This is a genomic window from Paenibacillus sp. FSL H7-0690, from assembly GCF_037980415.1.
Lineage (GTDB): Bacteria > Bacillota > Bacilli > Paenibacillales > Paenibacillaceae > Paenibacillus_AQ > Paenibacillus_AQ odorifer.
On record NZ_CP150281.1, the window covers coordinates 5,462,913 to 5,480,443 of the forward strand.

The 17,531-nt window shown below is 46.0% G+C and carries 16 protein-coding genes; 3 read left to right on the forward strand and 13 right to left on the reverse strand.

The window, feature by feature from the left end:
• Positions 1 to 192: 192 nt before the first annotated feature.
• Positions 193 to 444: a post-transcriptional regulator gene (locus MHI32_RS24075; protein WP_036677655.1), complete on the reverse strand. Its 252-nt coding sequence runs from the start codon at positions 442 to 444 to the stop codon at positions 193 to 195.
• 196 nt (positions 445 to 640) lie between these two features.
• Here MHI32_RS24075 and spoVB point away from each other — a divergent pair, with 196 nt between their 5' ends.
• Complete coding sequence (spoVB, locus tag MHI32_RS24080) at positions 641 to 2,239, forward strand: stage V sporulation protein B (protein WP_076185511.1); 1,599 nt, start codon at positions 641 to 643, stop codon at positions 2,237 to 2,239.
• A 4-nt stretch (positions 2,240 to 2,243) separates the two neighbouring features.
• Here the strand turns inward: spoVB and MHI32_RS24085 are convergent, their stop codons facing one another.
• A complete protein-coding gene (locus MHI32_RS24085; RefSeq protein WP_340011088.1) occupies positions 2,244 to 3,008 on the reverse strand; it encodes a DUF421 domain-containing protein in 765 nt (254 codons plus the stop codon).
• A 226-nt stretch (positions 3,009 to 3,234) separates the two neighbouring features.
• Between MHI32_RS24085 and MHI32_RS24090 the strand changes: the two genes are divergently transcribed.
• Together MHI32_RS24090 and MHI32_RS24095 are read left to right on the forward strand one after the other, a co-directional pair.
• Positions 3,235 to 3,627, forward strand: a complete 393-nt coding sequence (locus MHI32_RS24090; protein WP_036677660.1) for a TIGR04086 family membrane protein — start codon at positions 3,235 to 3,237, stop codon at positions 3,625 to 3,627.
• A gap of 94 nt (positions 3,628 to 3,721) precedes the next feature.
• Positions 3,722 to 4,561 carry a phosphatase PAP2 family protein gene (locus tag MHI32_RS24095; protein ID WP_248549480.1) on the forward strand — a complete coding sequence of 280 codons (840 nt, stop codon included), beginning with the start codon at positions 3,722 to 3,724 and terminating at the stop codon, positions 4,559 to 4,561.
• A 92-nt stretch (positions 4,562 to 4,653) separates the two neighbouring features.
• On the opposite strand, the gene yajC is transcribed toward MHI32_RS24095, so the two are convergent.
• The 11 genes from yajC to MHI32_RS24150 all read right to left on the reverse strand — a co-directional run bounded on the left by yajC (position 4,654) and on the right by MHI32_RS24150 (position 17,453).
• Positions 4,654 to 4,974 (reverse strand): preprotein translocase subunit YajC, encoded by a 321-nt coding sequence (yajC, locus tag MHI32_RS24100; protein ID WP_036677664.1) that lies wholly within the window; start codon positions 4,972 to 4,974, stop codon positions 4,654 to 4,656.
• 50 nt (positions 4,975 to 5,024) lie between these two features.
• Positions 5,025 to 6,161, reverse strand: a complete 1,137-nt coding sequence (tgt, locus tag MHI32_RS24105) for a tRNA guanosine(34) transglycosylase Tgt (protein ID WP_036677666.1) — start codon at positions 6,159 to 6,161, stop codon at positions 5,025 to 5,027.
• Between the two features lie 21 nt (positions 6,162 to 6,182).
• Positions 6,183 to 7,211: a tRNA preQ1(34) S-adenosylmethionine ribosyltransferase-isomerase QueA gene (gene queA, locus MHI32_RS24110; protein ID WP_076130401.1), complete on the reverse strand. Its 1,029-nt coding sequence runs from the start codon at positions 7,209 to 7,211 to the stop codon at positions 6,183 to 6,185.
• A 9-nt stretch (positions 7,212 to 7,220) separates the two neighbouring features.
• Positions 7,221 to 9,320, reverse strand: a complete 2,100-nt coding sequence (locus MHI32_RS24115; RefSeq protein WP_340011091.1) for a SpoIID/LytB domain-containing protein — start codon at positions 9,318 to 9,320, stop codon at positions 7,221 to 7,223.
• 32 nt (positions 9,321 to 9,352) lie between these two features.
• Positions 9,353 to 10,360, reverse strand: a complete 1,008-nt coding sequence (ruvB, locus tag MHI32_RS24120; RefSeq protein WP_036677672.1) for a Holliday junction branch migration DNA helicase RuvB — start codon at positions 10,358 to 10,360, stop codon at positions 9,353 to 9,355.
• 36 nt (positions 10,361 to 10,396) lie between these two features.
• Positions 10,397 to 11,014: a Holliday junction branch migration protein RuvA gene (ruvA, locus tag MHI32_RS24125; protein WP_036677675.1), complete on the reverse strand. Its 618-nt coding sequence runs from the start codon at positions 11,012 to 11,014 to the stop codon at positions 10,397 to 10,399.
• Positions 11,011 to 11,514 (reverse strand): crossover junction endodeoxyribonuclease RuvC, encoded by a 504-nt coding sequence (gene ruvC / locus MHI32_RS24130; protein WP_036677679.1) that lies wholly within the window; start codon positions 11,512 to 11,514, stop codon positions 11,011 to 11,013. The genes ruvA and ruvC overlap by 4 nt, the downstream gene beginning before the upstream one ends.
• 245 nt (positions 11,515 to 11,759) lie before the next feature.
• Positions 11,760 to 12,485: a BofC C-terminal domain-containing protein gene (locus MHI32_RS24135; protein WP_340011093.1), complete on the reverse strand. Its 726-nt coding sequence runs from the start codon at positions 12,483 to 12,485 to the stop codon at positions 11,760 to 11,762.
• Between the two features lie 680 nt (positions 12,486 to 13,165).
• Positions 13,166 to 15,292 (reverse strand): CocE/NonD family hydrolase, encoded by a 2,127-nt coding sequence (locus MHI32_RS24140; protein WP_340011095.1) that lies wholly within the window; start codon positions 15,290 to 15,292, stop codon positions 13,166 to 13,168.
• Positions 15,293 to 15,303: 11 nt separating this feature from the next.
• Positions 15,304 to 16,464: a membrane dipeptidase gene (locus tag MHI32_RS24145; protein ID WP_340011097.1), complete on the reverse strand. Its 1,161-nt coding sequence runs from the start codon at positions 16,462 to 16,464 to the stop codon at positions 15,304 to 15,306.
• Positions 16,465 to 16,478: 14 nt separating this feature from the next.
• Positions 16,479 to 17,453, reverse strand: coding sequence for an ornithine cyclodeaminase family protein (locus MHI32_RS24150; protein WP_340011098.1), 975 nt, complete (start codon positions 17,451 to 17,453; stop codon positions 16,479 to 16,481).
• Positions 17,454 to 17,531 lie beyond the last annotated feature (78 nt).

A 17,531-nucleotide genomic window follows, 5' to 3' on the forward strand; every position in this document is an offset into this window, starting at 1 on the left:
AATATTCCTATTATAGCTACACGCGAAATGACCGTCAATTCACAGCATTGATAGAGCTATACTCACACAAAGAAACGGCCGCCCCTGCTTAAATCAGCAAGACATCCGTTTTAATAGGAGATGTGGAGTTATTATTCTCTTACTTTACTGCTTTATCAGGCAGTTCGCAAAAAGAAATATGTGGTTTATTGTTCAGTTCAACCCCCGATAGGCCGCAATAGTCAAATAATTCATGTAACTATTGGCTTTCAAGGAATAAATGTCGTTTACCAGCTTATGTAGGGGAGGCAAGCCTTCCTTATCATAATTACGGCTGATGCAATCCCAAATATCCTTGCTGGTTACATACTCATAGCCGAGGAGCCGGAATTCTTCAGCTTTGCTGCGGCACATGGCTTCGATTTCTTCACTATGTTGATCATGATTCCACTGTTCCGATTCCACGTGTTGACACCTCCAAAGATCGCTCATGTTCGTATGCTCACCATAGATATTCGACTCTTGTTCTTCGCTTTCCTTCTTCCGTCACAAAAAGTTAATGCCACTAAAACAAGGCATGCCGAGATAGGGGTACAGCATATCCATAAGAATAGACAAGTTCGCCAGCGTTTTATTTCATTTTGGGAAGAAGGCGTGACCTTTGAAGAAACAGAGCTTTATACAAGGAACTTTAATCTTGCTAGCCGCCGGCATCATTAATCGGATGCTTGGATTTATTCCCCGGATTGCTTTACCCCGTATTATCGGAGCAGAAGGTGTGGGTCTGTATCAGCTCGCGTATCCTTTTTTTCTTGTGCTGGTTACTGTCATTACAGGCGGGATTCCACTGGCGATAGCCAAGATGGTGGCGGAAGCAGAAGGAGAGAATCGGCCTGAAAAATCACGGCTGATTTTACGTACTGGACTTGCTCTTAGTATTGGACTTGCAATCTTCTTTACATTGGTTGCTTTGGTAAGTGCCTCATGGGTCTCCAATGTTATCTTAACAGACCATCGAGTTTATTATACGTTTATTGCCATGATCCCAATGATTGGGATTGTCGCCGTATCTGCAATTTACCGCGGTTATTTCCAAGGCAAGCAGAACATGATACCATCGGCGCTCTCCTCCATCTTCGAATCTTTAGTTCGAATATTCTTTATGCTCTGGTTCTCCTGGTTGTTGCTTCCTAAGGGTATTGCTATGGCGGCGGCTGGAGCGATGTTAGGTGTGACGGTAGGAGAAATTGGCGGAATGTTAGCGATTCTGTGGCAATATTATGTCATTACTAAAAAAGATAAAAAGCAGACAAATCCGACTCCAGAGCAACCCGCTCTCGAGCCGGAGGTTATCCCATCTGATACACAAGGTGTGAAAGCCAACTCCCCCATATTACGGCGGTTACTAGGCATATCCATTCCCGTTACGGCAAGTCGGCTTGTAGGCTCTTTTTCTTATCTGCTGGAATCTATTATTACTGTGCGCAGTCTCGCCTTGGCAGGTATAGCCGCTGCTGCCGCTACAGCTCAGTACGGGTCTTTACAAGGGATGGTTGTTCCTTTATTGCTGCTGCCCGGGGCATTAACCTCTTCACTTGCTGTGTCTCTGGTTCCTTCCATATCAGAAGCTGCGGCAAGAAAGGACTTGCCCACCATTCACAAGCGTATGCATCAAGCGTTGCGGCTTGCGCTGGTAACAGGGGCTCCTTTTGCTGTTCTTATGTATATCCTGGCGGTTCCGCTATGCAATTTGTTATATGGTAACGCGGATACAGCTCCTATGCTGAAGCTCATGGCTCCATTCGCCTTGTTCATTTATGTTCAAGCTCCCTTACAAGCTGCGCTGCAAGCTATGGATCGACCGGGCAGGGCACTCATCAATACCTTAATTGGAGCAGTAGTCAAAATCATTCTGATCGTAATACTGGCATCGCAACCTGAATATGGAATTTACGGCGCCATCATAGCCATTATTGTGAACAGCATTCTGGTTACGATGCTTCACGGATACAGTGTGGTCAGTCTTATTTCATTATCTTTAAGAGTAACCGAAACCATAAAAACCTTATGTGCAATGGTCATTATGGGAGCGGGCGTGCATTATGTATACACTTCCATTCCCATTGCAGATGTACAATGGATTCAATTTATATTTGCCTCTGCGATAGGAATGGTCCTGTATTTCGGAATCAGTCTGTTAGCTGGCCTTATCTCAATTCGTGATTTGGACCGTCTGCCGTTTATCAAACGCAGGCTCTAAAAAGCTATCTGTTGTCCAAACGGTCGACATAAATTCTGCCCTTATGATCTATGGAGCATAGAAATACATTTTTGAAATCAGATACTCCTTTTTGACGAATTTGAGTTCTTAACCAAAATCTGGTTTTTCCAATCATCTCTAAATTCTGATCCTGCACCTTGCCATCCATAATCAGAGGGATTGGAAGTCCTTCATATCTGATCTTATTCTTCGGCAGCTCTATCTTACGGTTCTTATTTCCTTTATTATCGTCACTCTTTTTATGCTCAGCAGTTGCACTGCTATTGCCTGATGGGTTAGAGGATGAACTCCCCTTCTCTTTCTCGAATACCGTTAGCTGTCCACTAGGCTCCAGGATTGCAAATTCCACGTCAGCAGGACTGGCGATGTTCTGTCCACGCAATTGCTGTAGCAGATCATCGATATTATATCTCTGCCTACGCATTTCACCCCGGTGCAGCTTGCCGCCAGAAATGAGTATGCTCGGTTTGCCGTCCATTAAAAGTCTGAGCTTTCTGCTCTTAAGACTGAGCTGAGCCACAATTACCTGTATCAACACCAATGTTGCCATCGGAACGACTCCTTCATAGATCGGCCGATTAATATCCTCAAGCACAAAAACAGCAATCTCAGCAATCATGATGGAGATCGTTAGATCAAATACAGACAGCTTACCTATTTCCCTCTTCCCCATGATGCGCATACACAGGAATATGAAGAAATACATCAGCACGGTCAAGAAAATATGGGTAGAGATATGCTGGAACATATAGCTTCGCTCCCCTCCATTCTCACCCGCAGACTTGTTTCCTCGGGTGGATTAATGTAACCCTATTCTGACCGCTCTGTGCAGGGAACATTCGGAAGCCGGCATATTAATTAATGGTAAAAAGGCTGCAATGCCCTTTCTTGTACTATTGGGGCAAGCCATCCCATACAATGAATAATAACTATGTTGATTCTTTTTCCTCAAAAAAACTTTAGGAGGTTGTACCATGTATTTAATCCGGCGCATGTTCTCGTGGAGAATAGCCAATCCTGTGTTATCTGGCCTATGTCGATCATTCCTTTGGATGCTGATGGGTGCGTTTGTCCTCTCACTTTTGTTATGGGGCAGCAGTCTGAAGGAGCAGGATCTCTCAATGTACACGTACATTGTACACGGCATAGCTGCAGCATTCGGAGGACTAACCGCCGGTCGCAGAGCCACGAGCAAAGGCTGGTATCAAGGAAGTCTTACAGGCGCATTTTATGGGATTATCGTTCTGTTGATCGGTTTTTTGGCACTGGACAGCGCACCCTCTGGTGTGGATCTGCTATGGGTTCTGGCAGCCGCAGCAATTGGCGCTCTCGGCGGAATGTTTGGCGTTAATTTACAAAAAAGCTAAAATTATAATTCCATTAAATTCGAAACATTCCTTGAAAATATGTTAAACTGTGATCATCTGACTTCATTAAGAGATCAAGGAGGCTTCGATTGCTTTGTTTTACCAATCAATGAACCATATTGTTTTGTACACAGTTGCATTAGTAGTGATATTAGTATGGATTGGCGCTAAACGTAATCCACTCATGGCATTGGTTGAAATTGGGAAAGAGATGCTGCGATCCTATAAGTTTTTGTTGCTGATTGCAGGAATGTTTGGCGTATTAGCCATAAATAAATATGAACTGCAAATTGAACAAAAAATGCATCTTACCTCTGATTATACGCCGTTTATATTTGGTCTAGAGGGTCATTTTGTCCAAGCCGTTCAGGATATATTCTACAGTCCATGGTTAACACCGATCATCGTCTTTTTCTACATTTTCATGCTTCAGTCTGTTCTAGCAGCATCATTAGGAGTCTATCTGTTAGATAAAAACCGGGTGATGTTATATGCCACCTGCTATGCTATTATTATCAACTATGCCTTGGCGATTCCATTCTATCTTTACTTCCCGGTAAACGAGGTTTGGTCCTATCTGCCAGCGGGCGTCAAATTTACTATGCTGGATGTATTTCCGAAATTCGAACAGGAATATAGACCGCTATCCGGTCTCAATAACTGCTTCCCGAGTCTACATACGTCCATATCTGTTACAATGGCACTTCTGGCCTTCCGTTCAGGGAACCGCCGCTGGATGGCCATCACTAGTATTTCCGCAGTTGTAATCGTCTTTGGAATTTTCTATCTGGGCATTCATTGGCTTACAGATATGATTGGTGGAACCTTGCTAGCTGTACTAGCCTCTACAGTTGGCGTTCAACTCGCCAAATTAACTTTGCGGGGACGTGAAGAGTCGCTTACCGTTCCGAGCCGCGTAACAAATGTACGTTAAAGTTAAACTGCTAAATCTTAATAACCTTAAAGATCAAAAAAGCGGTGTCCTCTCCAATGAGAAGACACCGCTTTTTATGTACTTAAATAACTCTATACTTTCTCTTCGACATCCGTCGCCACAGCGTGGCTGATGGAACCGCGATCAAAAGTCAGCTTAGTTACATCGTTGACCCGCAGAACCACGATATCATCGGAAATCTCCATGATCGTACCGTGAAGTCCTCCAATAGTAACGATTTTATCGCCCTTTTTCAGAGCTTTCAACATTGCGTTACGAGTTTTGGTCTTCTTTTGTTGCGGACGAATCAGCAAGAAGTAGAATACTACAAACATAAGGACAAAGGGACCTACCAGGCCTAGTATACTACCTCCACCACCTGCGCCAGTTGCATATTGAAACGATTGAATCATATTTCTCCCCCCTTTCAAAGTACATTAAAGCATGACTCTTAAATCAAACCCTAAAAGCCTTTAAGATTATCATATAATCCGTATTTGGCAAAAAACTCATCGCGAAAATCAAGCAGCCGATCTTCTTTGATGGCTTCACGCACTTTACGCATTAAATCCAACAAGAAGTGCAAATTGTGGTATGTCGTCAATCGAAGTCCGAAGGTTTCATCGGCTTTGATTAGATGGCGCAAATAAGCGCGGGAATAATTCCGGCATGTATAGCAATTACACTCCGGATCAAGCGGCCCAAAATCACGGGCATACTTAGCGTTGCGTACAACGAGTCTTCCCTGACTGGTCATCGTTGTTCCATTACGGGCAATACGAGTAGGCAAGACACAATCGAACATGTCTACTCCTCGGATTGATCCTTCCAGCAGCGCATCCGGTGAACCCACGCCCATCAAATAGCGAGGTTTGCCTTGTGGCAGCAGGGGAACTGTATAATCCAGCACTTCATACATTAGCTGCTTGGACTCTCCGACGCTGAGCCCTCCAATAGCATACCCCGGGAAATCCATGGAAGTCAAATCAGCCGCGCTCTGACGGCGCAGATCTTCATACATGCCCCCTTGCACGATAGCAAAAAGACCCTGATCGTTAGGACGAGCATGACTTTTCAGGCAACGTTCTGCCCAGCGCGTGGTGCGCTCTAGGGATTTTTTCACATAATCATATTCAGCCGGGAATGGAGGACATTCATCAAATGCCATCATTATATCTGAACCCAGAGAGTTCTGAACCTCCATCGCTACTTCCGGAGACAGGAATTTCTTATCCCCATTTAAATGGGAACGGAAATGAACTCCTTCTTCCGTAATCTTGCGCATGTCGCTTAACGAGAATACTTGAAACCCGCCGCTGTCTGTCAGAATCGGGCGATCCCAGTTCATGAACTTGTGCAGTCCACCAGCTTCACGAACAATATCATGGCCTGGTCTTAGAAACAGATGGTAAGTATTGCTCAAAATAATATGGGCATCCATCTCTTTCAGCTCTTCAGGACTCATGGTCTTAACTGTAGCTTGTGTGCCGACTGGCATAAATGCTGGTGTCTCAATCACACCATGTGGAGTGTGGACTCTTCCAAGTCTGGCTCCGGATTGTTTGCACGTTTTGATGTGCTCATAAGTAATTGCTGCCATAAGTTAACCCATCCTCTTACCTTAATAAATAAACATTGCATCTCCAAAGCTAAAGAATCGGTACTTCTGCTCTATCGCTTCTTCATAAGCAGCTAGAATATGTTCCCGACCTGCCAAAGCGCTAACCAACATAACCAAAGTAGACTTTGGCAGGTGGAAATTAGTAATTAGCGCATTTACTACACTGAACTTATACCCTGGATAGATAAAAATATCCGTCCAGCCGCTGCATTCCACAAGCGGACCACCTTCACATTGTCTTCCGACCGTTTCAAGTGTCCGACAAGACGTTGTGCCAACTGCAATAATACGGCCGCCTCGTGCCTTAGTAGCATTTATGGTATCTGCCGTTTCTTGAGACATTACGAAATACTCAGAATGCATAACATGCTCTTCAACCTTCTCTACAGACATCGGACGAAAAGTACCGAGACCTACATGAAGGGTGATATAAGCGATATTTACACCCTTAGCCTCAATCTGTTTCAGCAATTCTTGGGTAAAATGAAGCCCTGCGGTAGGCGCAGCGGCCGATCCCTCATGCCGAGCATACACAGTCTGATATCGTTCACGATCATCCAGTGTTTCCTTAATATAAGGTGGCAACGGCATCGTTCCCAGCCTGTCCAGAATCTCCTGAAAAATACCCTGATATATGAAACGAAGCGTACGGCCGCCCATATCAGCTTCGTCCTCGATAACGGCACGAAGCTCATCACTAAAGATAATCACCGCGCCTGTCTTGAGCTTTTTCCCTGGCTTTACAAGTGCTTCCCAGCGATCATCCCCAAGATTCTTTAGGAGAAGCACTTCCGCCTTAGCACCAGTATCTTCTTTCACTCCAAACAATCTCGCTGGAATGACTCTCGTATCATTTAGAACAAGCGTGTCTCCGGGATTAAAATAATCAATAATATCGGTAAAATGCCGGTGAGCCAGCTCTCCATCCTCCTTATTCACTAGAAGCAGTCTAGAAGCACTGCGATCAGCGAGAGGTGTCTGGGCAATCAATTCTTCCGGCAAATGAAAATCATAAGCATCTACATTCATGGTCTGTCTTCATTCCTTAACTATAGTAACGTTCTTATAATAGTGTTGCAATATTTGCTTGTAATCATACCCGCTGTCCGCCATGCCTTTCACGCCCCACTGCGACATGCCTAGACCATGGCCGTTGCCTTGTCCAATGAACAGAAAGCCCGAGCTGTTAGTGATCACTCTGGCCGCAGAATCTCCGCCCATCACTACAGTTCCACTGCCATTCACATTAACCTTCCCCGATGCGGAAAGCACGCCAGCACTCTGCGAGCTGCTAATTGTGGCGGTAGCGTCGTCAGCGCCTAATACAGTATAACTTCCGGGTGCCACAATATCAAACAATGTACTAGGTAATCCATTAAACGCGGAGCGGAACATATCAGGATATTTCACATTCAGAGCCTGACCATTAGCTTTCACCTGAATCGCTCTTCCAGAAGGACCGCGCTGGGTGACCTGCAGGTTAGAGATGCTGGAAGGGAGCGTGCTTGTTGTTTTACCCTGCAGGCTTTTTAGAAGTTCAGCAGAGGTATACGGCCCTTTGATCCAGCTATAGCTGCCAGACTCATATACTTTATCCAGAGCCACAGCGTTCTCACCCGGATTCAGCTTTCCGACTGCACTAACACTGCTCTCAATAACTGGCAGAGGACGTATATTCACATCTTTGGTTGTAGCGGTAACTATATCGAGTCCGGCAGCGGTTTTGCTGCCCGTCAATTTAATATTATCTTCACGTGCATAACCAGAGGTACCATTCGCAAGCAGAACATAATACCACTTCTTAGCAGCAGCTGCCGAAACATCTTCAACGCTTGGAACACTAGCAAATACATCGCCACCATTCGCCCAAACCTCTGAAGGGTCAGCTGTCATACCACCACTATTGGATGAAAATACAGCCTCAACAACTTTACCACCACTCATCAGCACTTCACCAGCAGTAGTATCTACAGCTTTGATAATGGAGGGAGCTTCAGACCCGATTCCGTTATATACCTGACTAAGAGTGGTATCTACTACATTCGCTACATCAAAACGGTTGCCTTGGGACAGCGCATAGCTGCGGGCGGCGACAGCCTGAGCTTTTAGCGCTTCTTCTGGCCAGCTGGAGGAAACCTCTCCTCCAACTACGGCATACAAATATTGCTCCAGCGGCACTACATTAATTACAGCCAGCGATCCGCTCAAATTGCTCAGTTCCAAATTTCCGCGATATGTACGCTTGGATCTTTCCACTAACTGAATCCCAACCTCGCTGCCTGCAGCAAGAAATTTAGCATTGCTTCCAGAAACCAGATAATGATCGGCTTGAGTTTCACTGCTAAAATCCAGTCCGGCATCCTTACGCAGTATTAATCCGGGCGAGGTCGCCACCGAAACCGTAAATTGTGGTGCCGCCGTAGACACAGCGGCCTGAACAGCTGTTAAATCACTATCGTTGGCAGCTTCGCCTACCCATACCTCTACTTGTGCACTGCCATCGTTTCCTGTCAGAAACACCTTCCAAGCATCCAAACCAGCTGCGGTGAGGCTATTAAGCGCCACATCTGCTTCCTGCTCCGAAGAATAGCGGCCAGCTGATAAATGTTTATTACCTTTCACTGCTGGGGTTTGGTCAGCAGGAATGCTCAACCCTGCTTTGACTACACGGGTAAGCCCATCCTTGGCAGCTGCTTCACTAGCATAGACGCCCGTGTACAACTGATACACAGTCGCTCCATTTCTGGAGATTGCAAAAATCTGCGGTTTATCGGAGGTGGATTGGAGCTTTTTAGCTGCATCCGCTGCTGTCTGCCAGCTTGAAACCTCCATCACCTTAACTCTATATCCGTCCAGACTTACACGAATTTGCTTCTGTGCTGGGACAGACACCAAAGGAGCACTTCCTGCTTGATCCGACAGCAAAGTAAAGCTTTGCGTTGATAGCAGTGTTACTGCTGGCACAGTGGATTTATATTTACTTCCAATATCAGCATAAAGAGCAACTCGTATCGTGCTATTAGAATCGGCATGACTGGCACCCGCAGGGATCAGGAAACTTCCTACAGCAAGCGCAGCCGCAAGCAATCCTTTGCTTAGCGGGGCGACCCCTCTCCATTTCCTCTTCGTATGCTTCATCCAGCATCCTCCTTTATAATTGTAGTGACGAACTAGTGCTGCTCCGGAGGGAGCGGAAGCCCTAAATGATGATAAGCGGCCGGGGTTACAATTCTTCCACGCGGACTCCGCTGCAAGAAACCTATCTGCAGCAGGTACGGCTCATATACGTCCTCAATCGTCTGACTTTCCTCACCAATCGTAGCTGCAATCGTATCCAGTCCTACAGGACCGCCGCGAAAGCTTGAAATCATAGCACTTAACATCTTGTGGTCAATACTGTCCAGCCCACGTGGGTCCACCTGAAGCATCTTCAATGCTTCCCCAGAAATTTCAGGAGTTATAATTCCATCTCCGCGCACTTGAGCAAAATCACGGACCCGCTTCAATAAGCGGTTAGCAATCCGCGGCGTGCCCCGCGAACGAAGCGCGATCTCTTCTGCTGCATCGCCAACAATCTCAATGCCTAAAAGATCCGCATTTCGAGAAACAATGTAACTCAGCTCATCTATGTTATAGAATTCCAGGCGACTGACCACTCCGAAACGATCACGCAGTGGTGCAGACAGTAGTCCTGCCCGGGTTGTGGCACCTATCAGTGTGAACGGCGGCAAATCCAATCGTACCGAACGGGCACTTGGCCCTTTGCCGATCATGATATCCAGCGCGAAATCCTCCATCGCAGGATACATAACCTCCTCAACCGTGCGGTGTAAACGGTGAATCTCATCGATGAAAAGCACGTCGCCTTCCTGCAGATTCGTCAGCAGAGCGGCAAGATCGCCTGGACGCTCTATCGCAGGGCCGGAAGTTGTTCGCAGGTTCACACCCAGCTCATTGGCGATAATATTAGCGAGCGTTGTTTTGCCCAGACCCGGAGGTCCGTACAGCAGTACATGATCCAGCGCTTCGCTTCTCATTTTGGCCGCTTCTATATATACCTTCAGGTTTTCTTTCACCTGAGTCTGGCCGATATATTCTCCCAGATAACGAGGACGCAAGCTTAGTTCTACCGCCTGCTCATCCATCATCAAATTCGCGGATATAATCCGGTCATCCATTTCCTATCGCTCCCTTTCTTTAGGATGTGTACGGCTTTACTTAGCTATATATAGCAGCCCTAGTGCTTTCTTCATCAGCACATCTACAGTGCCTGTCTCTGCTCCCTCTTTCTTCAACGCGAGCCACACGCGGTCCAATTCGCTTTCGGTATAACCCAGCCCCTTAAGCGCATCCCGCGCCTCTTGCCAGGCCAATCCATCCGTTGCTTCTTCCGTTGGCACTGCAAACAATCCCGTTTGCATTGAAGCCATACTGAGTCCGTCCAGCTTGTCCTTCAAATCAAGGATCATACGCTGTGCCGTCTTTTTGCCAATGCCCGGTAATTTCGTTAAGAACGTTATATTCTCTTGATAAATCGCTGAAATCAACTGATCCGGTGTTCCACCTGTCAGGATTCCAAGCGCAACCCTAGGACCGATGCCAGATACCTCTATCAGCTTGCGGAACAATTTTTGTTCCTCACGAGTCGGGAACCCAAATAATAGCGTAGCGTCCTCACGTGTTTGGTAATGAATATAGATCGTTACAGGTCCTTCTACTTTAGCAAAAGCATAAGGATTCGGGCAGAATACCCGGTATCCTACTCCCTGCACATCCAGCACCACATATTCCGACTCCAAATGAACGACGGGTCCTCTTAAGAAATCTATCATTTTCGCAATACCTCATTTAATTTAGAATTAAGACTGCTCGAATGGGCATGGCATACCGCTACCGCCAGCGCATCCGCCACATCATCGGGTTTCGGAATCGCCGATAGCTTCAGCAGCAGCTTCACCATTTCCTGGACCTGCCGTTTCTCAGCCTTACCATAACCCACAACAGCCTGCTTTACCATCATAGGTGTATATTCCGAGACGGGGAGACCCCGCTGTACTGCAGCTAATATAGTCACACCGCGGGCCTGCGCCACTGGCAATGCTGTAGTAACGTTGCGAGCGAAAAACAGCTTTTCTATCGCCACAGCATCGGGTTTATATTTATCAATGAGCTGACCCATGCCTTCATAGACATGCAGCAGTCGTTCTTCTTCAGGCGTATGAGCCTCAGTCTGAATACAACCATATTGGACGGGGGTCAGTTTATGTCCTTCCTTATCCACAAAGCCAAAGCCGACGATCGCCAGCCCCGGATCAATTCCCAAAATACGCAAACACGATCTCTCCTCTATAACAGGCAGATTATTCCACCGTTTTCATCCATTCCTCCGCCATGAAGCGAACATATGTATTCCTTCTAACCATTATAGCAAAAATCGCCCTTGCGGGAGAAAAAAAGTTTACTGTTTGCAGCGAAATGGCAACTTTAGGCCTACAGCTAAGACTCTTCCCCGTTTCATTTCACACAAAAAAGCTGCCCTCAGCCATTAATAATGACTTTAGGACAGCTTTATCAAAGCTATTGCTTGTTCTGCATGACATGCTCAGCAGCTTCGCGGGCATAATCACTGAAGGTAGACAGCACACTGTTGTACTCTTCAATATCCTGAACACGAATCCCCTCATGAAGCTCTTTCCAAATATTTTCCGGCAATGAGGATTTCAGGGAACCCATATCCATTTGAAAAAAAGTCTTCAGTACCTTCTCCTGAACTGGCGGACCTTTAAACAAGGTCAAATTCCCAAACGCATCTACACCAATGTAAGCTTCATTTTTTATCATTGTCGATAAATCATTCACTTTTTGTTCCAGCCACAAATCCCCTTCTGAACTAATCCAACCGCTCCATTCAGTGTGTTCATTGATTATAGTCTTCAGCTGCAGCGGATTCTTTACGCCCGGCAACGTCTGAATCTCTTCTCCGGACACATAGGTTGTTTTTAAATGAACGGTTCTGCTGAGCCCACTTTGGGTGATGGTTTGCAGCAGTTGTTCATTATTTAAAGTGCCCTTCTCTTTTGCCTCATCACTGTCCTCGCCTACTTTAAAGACAGCTGCGGCCAGCTCACTATCGGCACTATCCGCCCAGCTAGAATTCGTCAGCAGTCCACTGATTTCCTCAGGTACCTGCATACTGCGCCAAGCCAGTACAGTAAAAGCTATACAAGCAGCTCCTACCCAAAGCGCCTTTTTCCAACGTCTCCATCGCCGCCAAAGTTGTTTTTTTAAGCGAAACGCGTTCACGTTAATCCCTTCATTCTGGTTTTTCCCTATTGTGACCTAAGAAGGGAGCATTTATGCGCTTTTCTGTGAATAATCGACATTTCTCCAAAAATACAAGGTTGACCTTGCAGTATAGTTCAAGATTTATGGTATAACCAATAGACTATTAGTTCTTAGTGTGCTATGCCATTGGATTGGGCGTTTGGGATGGTGGCGATGTAGGCGTTCTGCGTTTGCGTGCTGGGGAATGCGTTCTGGTGCTGGGAGTATGTGTTCTGCGTTTGCGCGTTGTGCGGAGTGGATCTAAAACTAATTAGGGAAAAACTCCCTGAAAGTAGGAGAAATTTGCTCTAAATGAACGAAACCAGGGAATTCCTCCCTAATAAATAGGCTGTTTTCCTTATTTCCGGGGAATCAGACATAAAATTAGGGAGTTTTTCCTCAATTATATGCCTGACGACCAGAATCCTAAGAATTTCAGGGAGAAATTCCCTAATCGCTCTATAAGAGTTTTACTTTTCGCTTCAATTGAAGCATAAGCTCATTCTTCACTTTTTGTTTCACCTAGGCCGCACTCGGTGTTCACTCAGTACTCTCTCGGTACGTCACTTGAAGCATCATTTGTCATCAAATGCTGCTTCAGCTTTAAGTGTTAATTCCCTTTACCTTTGTTCAGCCCCTTCTTCATATTAAAGTCACATTTAAGCGTTAGGAACCACCGGCAGCTTCACATGGCTCGGATACTCATGATTATGGTAAACAGTCTGCAGCACAGTAATCGCTTCTGAATCTTCATACGGATTACTGCCTGTATTTGTATTAGGGAAAGCAACGAATTTACTGGACGAAGTAATCGAGAACCGAATTCGGTGCCCCACAGCAAATCTATGAGCAATATTCGGCATGAAAATATCATATTTCTCCACCTGCCCGGGAATCAGCAGCTCAGGCACTTCCAATCCATGACGGTATTTAGCTCTGACAATATAATTGGATAACCGGATAGAGTCCCCTTGTTCATTCACGTCACTAAGCGTAACAACCCAATCCGTATCTTTGCCAGTGCTGGCAGCATAGATAACCGCAGACAATTCTCCGGCCACAGTCAGCTCATCCGTCAGAATATCACTAGTGTAGACAAGGATATCATTGCGCAGCTCGTATTTTCGCAAATTCTCAGGCTCTCGTTCACCGCTATCATTCATAGGATCATGAGGATTATAGATATAAGTATCTTCAGGAGAATGTTCCTCAGGCGCTGCAAGCAGTTGCCCATCCCCTTGTCCTGAATTCGCTCGCCCGCCGCTGGAAAGGTAGAAGGAAGAAGTTGTGGCATCAGCAGGTGTCCAATCCGCGGACGTTCTCCACTGATTTTCACCAACAACATAATAAGAGGCTCTAGGCTCCTGATCTATTCCATTTGGAATGCCTTTGAGGAAGCGGTCGAACCAGCGCAGCACAGAAACATCGTAATCATAGACTACGGCATCATTGCCGAAGCTCACGCCTTCGTAGTCTCTAGCTCTGTTCGGCCCGTGCTCCCAAGCGCCCAGACGGATTTTTCGATTTGGCACATCATGTTCTGTTAGCATTCTCCATGTTTCCGATACGCCGGCGCTGTCGCCGTCATACCAGCCTGAGATAACATACATAGGCACCTGCACCTGATCACCGCGCTCGGTAAAAGTACAGTTTTTCCAGAAATCATCATACTCCGGATGCTGGCTCCACAGATCCCATGGACCTGATGTTTTGCCAATCATTTGCTGAGGGATCTCTTTAATCGGTCTTGCATCAACGGCTGCTTCCGGATTCACCGTAATGCCTCCAAAGATATCAAAATCCGTCCGAGTACCCACAGATTGAGCAAGAGTCCAAGAGAGCAATGGCCAAGAACAAAGGGTTCCCCCTTTGCGAACGGTATCAACAAATGGAGAGCCCACGTTCACTTCATCCACAACCGCCTTCAGATTCGGGTGCCCACTGGTGGCCGCCGCCACAACAACAAAACCTAGATAGGATGCGCCCCACATGCCGACGTTGCCATCCGACCATTCCTGAGCAATAATCCAGTCAATCGTATCATAACCGTCATCCCGTTCATTATAAAAAGGAATCAGTTCGCCTTCCGAATCTGCCCGACCTCTAACATCCTGCGATACTACTGCATAACCTTTATTGGCCCATCTCATAAAAATCTCTTTTTTTCCGTTGCGGTCATAACATGTTCTTACGAGAATTGTCGGCAGCTTAGTTCCCGGCTTAATGCCCTCTGGTAAAAAAACATCTGTCGCCAACTTCACCCCATCGCGCATCGGAATCAGATCAGTACCCAAATCGTTCACACCATATTCTGCCTTGGATAGAAGAGGATCGTCGTAGACCACTAACGGAGTCAGCTTCTCATAACCTGCTTTAACCATAAGCTCAATACCATACCGATTCGGCGTTAAAAAAGCGATAATTTCCCCGTCCAAAGTCACAATGTCCAGAGCCGTCTCTTTGCGCAGCGCCCATACTTGTGAGGTCAGTTCGCGGCCTTCAATCTGCGCCTGATACTGGATATGCTTTTGATAGATATCGCCATTACTCAGCACTACCTCGTCTTCTGCCCATTCTGCATTAGCATAAGCATCCAAATGTTTATGGATTTTTTGAAGCGGGAGTACGGTCTTGAACTGTCCATCCAGCACATTGTCCTGCATTTGCGTTCTTCTGCGCGGATCGACCTTAGCTAGCATGATCTGTTGCTCTGTAAAATGAATTTTTCCTGTATAAACACCAGAAAAGTAGACGTTAAATGTAGATGTGTGTAAGTAGGTTGTCATCTGTTTATCCCCTATCCGCAAATTTCTTCAAATACGCGCAGCCAGTTGCCGCCCATGATCTTAGCAATATCTGCATCCGCATAACCGCGGACAACCAAACCTCTAGTAAAGTTAATAAAATAACTATATTTCTCAAGTCCAGCAACGGTTTCTGTAGAAGGTCCGTCTCCTTTGGCGAATCCAAGCTTGGGTGCGATATGTTCTTTAAAATAAACCAATGACCAGAGCACATCGCTCATCGGCCAATCCGTTCCAATTCCGACATGATCCACGCCTACAAGCCGGATTACATATTCGATATGATCCAGCACATGGTCAATAGTTGTATGTTTAGGATCTTCATGAACAAACCAAGGCATAGCAAAAATACCAATAACTCCACCCGTCTTGGCTATCGCGATAATCTCCTCATCACTTTTACAGCGCATATGCGGATAGATCGCCTCTACACCCGTATGTGAAGCAATCACCGGAGTTGTGGAATAAGCGCAGGCATCTAACGTAGTCTGTTTCCCGCAATGCCCCGTATCTACAATGATCCCCAGCTTGTTCAAGCGTGCAATGAATCTTTTTCCGAAATTAGTGACCCCGGCGTTTGATTGTTCTGCACAACCCGCCCCAATCTGGTTCTGATTGTTGTAGGTCAATTGTAGAATTCTTAATCCGAAGTTATAAAGTACATCTAATTGATCGAGATTCGTGCCCAGACCATCCGTTTCTTGTGCTGTGATAATGCCCGCTTTATAACCATTACGCTTGGCAGCACGTATGTCTTCGGCAGTTAAGGCTTTGATTAACCAATCTGCAGAATCAAATTGCAGCTGTACCTCTGCCATGCTTGTAATGATGCTGTCTAAGGATTCCAAATGAAGTTCGCGGTTCCCTGCTGTAATTCCAGACTTGTACCACTCTTCTTTATACTCAGGGATCTCTCCGCTCGCAGATAGCTTTGTGATGATTTTTGCAGGCATACTGCTGTATACCATTGGCTCATCTTTATAAGGCTCACATAATTCTTTGATTCTGTCAGAGATAGAGTCTGGAATCGCGCTTGGAGATAAGGGACCTTGAAACAGCAGATCGATAATAATGTTCTGCTCATGCAAGCGTTTAGCCCGCTCCTCCTCTTGCTCCGTCAACTTGAAATCATACAGGCCTTCATAAGTGCTCATCGTGTAGTCGCTCCTTAGAATGCAATTTCAGTGCCTTTATGTAATCTAACAGCTTCATTATATATAAAATTAGCTGCTGCTAAATCCTCTATGGCCAGCCCTAATCCTTTAAAAAGAGTTATTTCAGCCGCGGACCTTCTGCCCTCGATAGTGCCACTGATCAGCTCACCAATCTCCCCGACAATATGATCTGCTGTGATTTTGCCTTCGTTCAGCGGGATTAAATAATCCCCAGATTCATTCTGAGCGGATTCCAGCCGATCTACATATAACTTAGCTAATTGGACGGTCTCCGAATCCAGCTCACGATCATTTGGTCTACATGCGCCAACAGCATTGATATGTACACCCGGTTTCAGCCATTCTCCCTTGAGCACAGGTTCGGTGGATGCTGTCACGGTACAAATGATATCCGCTGCGCTGACTGCCGCTTGAACTGTCTCGGCAACAATGATCTGCACATCATATTTTTGGCTCATCTCCATTTGAAAATCCTGTGCCTTTGCGAGTGTCCTGCTCCATACTTTTACCTCGCGGATGGGTCGAACCCGCAACATCGCTTCCAGATGACTTTTTGCTTGTTCCCCAGTTCCAAGAAGAGCAAGGATTTCGGCATCCTCTCTGGCCAGATATCGGGTTGCTGCTGCACTGACTGCCGCCGTACGAATGGCTGTAATCTTTTGTCCATCCACTATAGCTTTCAGAACACCCGTAGATGAATCGAATAGGGTAACAAGACCTTGATGAGAAGGCAGGCCTGAACCATGATTGCTGGGAAATACACTGATGATTTTGGCACCAGCTACCTCTTCATGCTGCAAATAACCCGGCATTAAGCCGAGCAGATTGCTCTTTTGTAAAGGAAGCACTTGTCTTAAGCTTTGTACCGCTTGTCCAGCGGAAAGAGCCTTCAAAACAGATTCCATAACGGAGATGCAAGATTCCATAGCTAACAGTTCGGCCACTTCATTTTGATTAATGACTAGCATAAGACGGACCTCCTTCTCCTCATCATGATTGCACGAACGCGAATATAAAATTTTTCTTACTATCATAACTTATCCGGT

Bases quoted from the DNA above. Each gene is read 5' to 3' on its own strand.
- MHI32_RS24085 (WP_340011088.1), bottom strand. From the start codon at position 3,008: ATGTTCCAGCATATCTCTACCCATATTTTCTTGACCGTGCTGATGTAT.
- MHI32_RS24090 (WP_036677660.1), top strand. From the start codon at position 3,235: ATGTATTTAATCCGGCGCATGTTCTCGTGGAGAATAGCCAATCCTGTG.
- yajC (WP_036677664.1), bottom strand. From the start codon at position 4,974: ATGATTCAATCGTTTCAATATGCAACTGGCGCAGGTGGTGGAGGTAGT.
- tgt (WP_036677666.1), bottom strand. From the start codon at position 6,161: ATGGCAGCAATTACTTATGAGCACATCAAAACGTGCAAACAATCCGGA.
- queA (WP_076130401.1), bottom strand. From the start codon at position 7,211: ATGAATGTAGATGCTTATGATTTTCATTTGCCGGAAGAATTGATTGCC.
- MHI32_RS24115 (WP_340011091.1), bottom strand. From the start codon at position 9,320: ATGAAGCATACGAAGAGGAAATGGAGAGGGGTCGCCCCGCTAAGCAAA.
- ruvB (WP_036677672.1), bottom strand. From the start codon at position 10,360: ATGGATGACCGGATTATATCCGCGAATTTGATGATGGATGAGCAGGCG.
- ruvA (WP_036677675.1), bottom strand. From the start codon at position 11,014: ATGATAGATTTCTTAAGAGGACCCGTCGTTCATTTGGAGTCGGAATAT.
- MHI32_RS24140 (WP_340011095.1), bottom strand. From the start codon at position 15,292: ATGACAACCTACTTACACACATCTACATTTAACGTCTACTTTTCTGGT.
- MHI32_RS24145 (WP_340011097.1), bottom strand. From the start codon at position 16,464: ATGAGCACTTATGAAGGCCTGTATGATTTCAAGTTGACGGAGCAAGAG.
- MHI32_RS24150 (WP_340011098.1), bottom strand. From the start codon at position 17,453: ATGCTAGTCATTAATCAAAATGAAGTGGCCGAACTGTTAGCTATGGAA.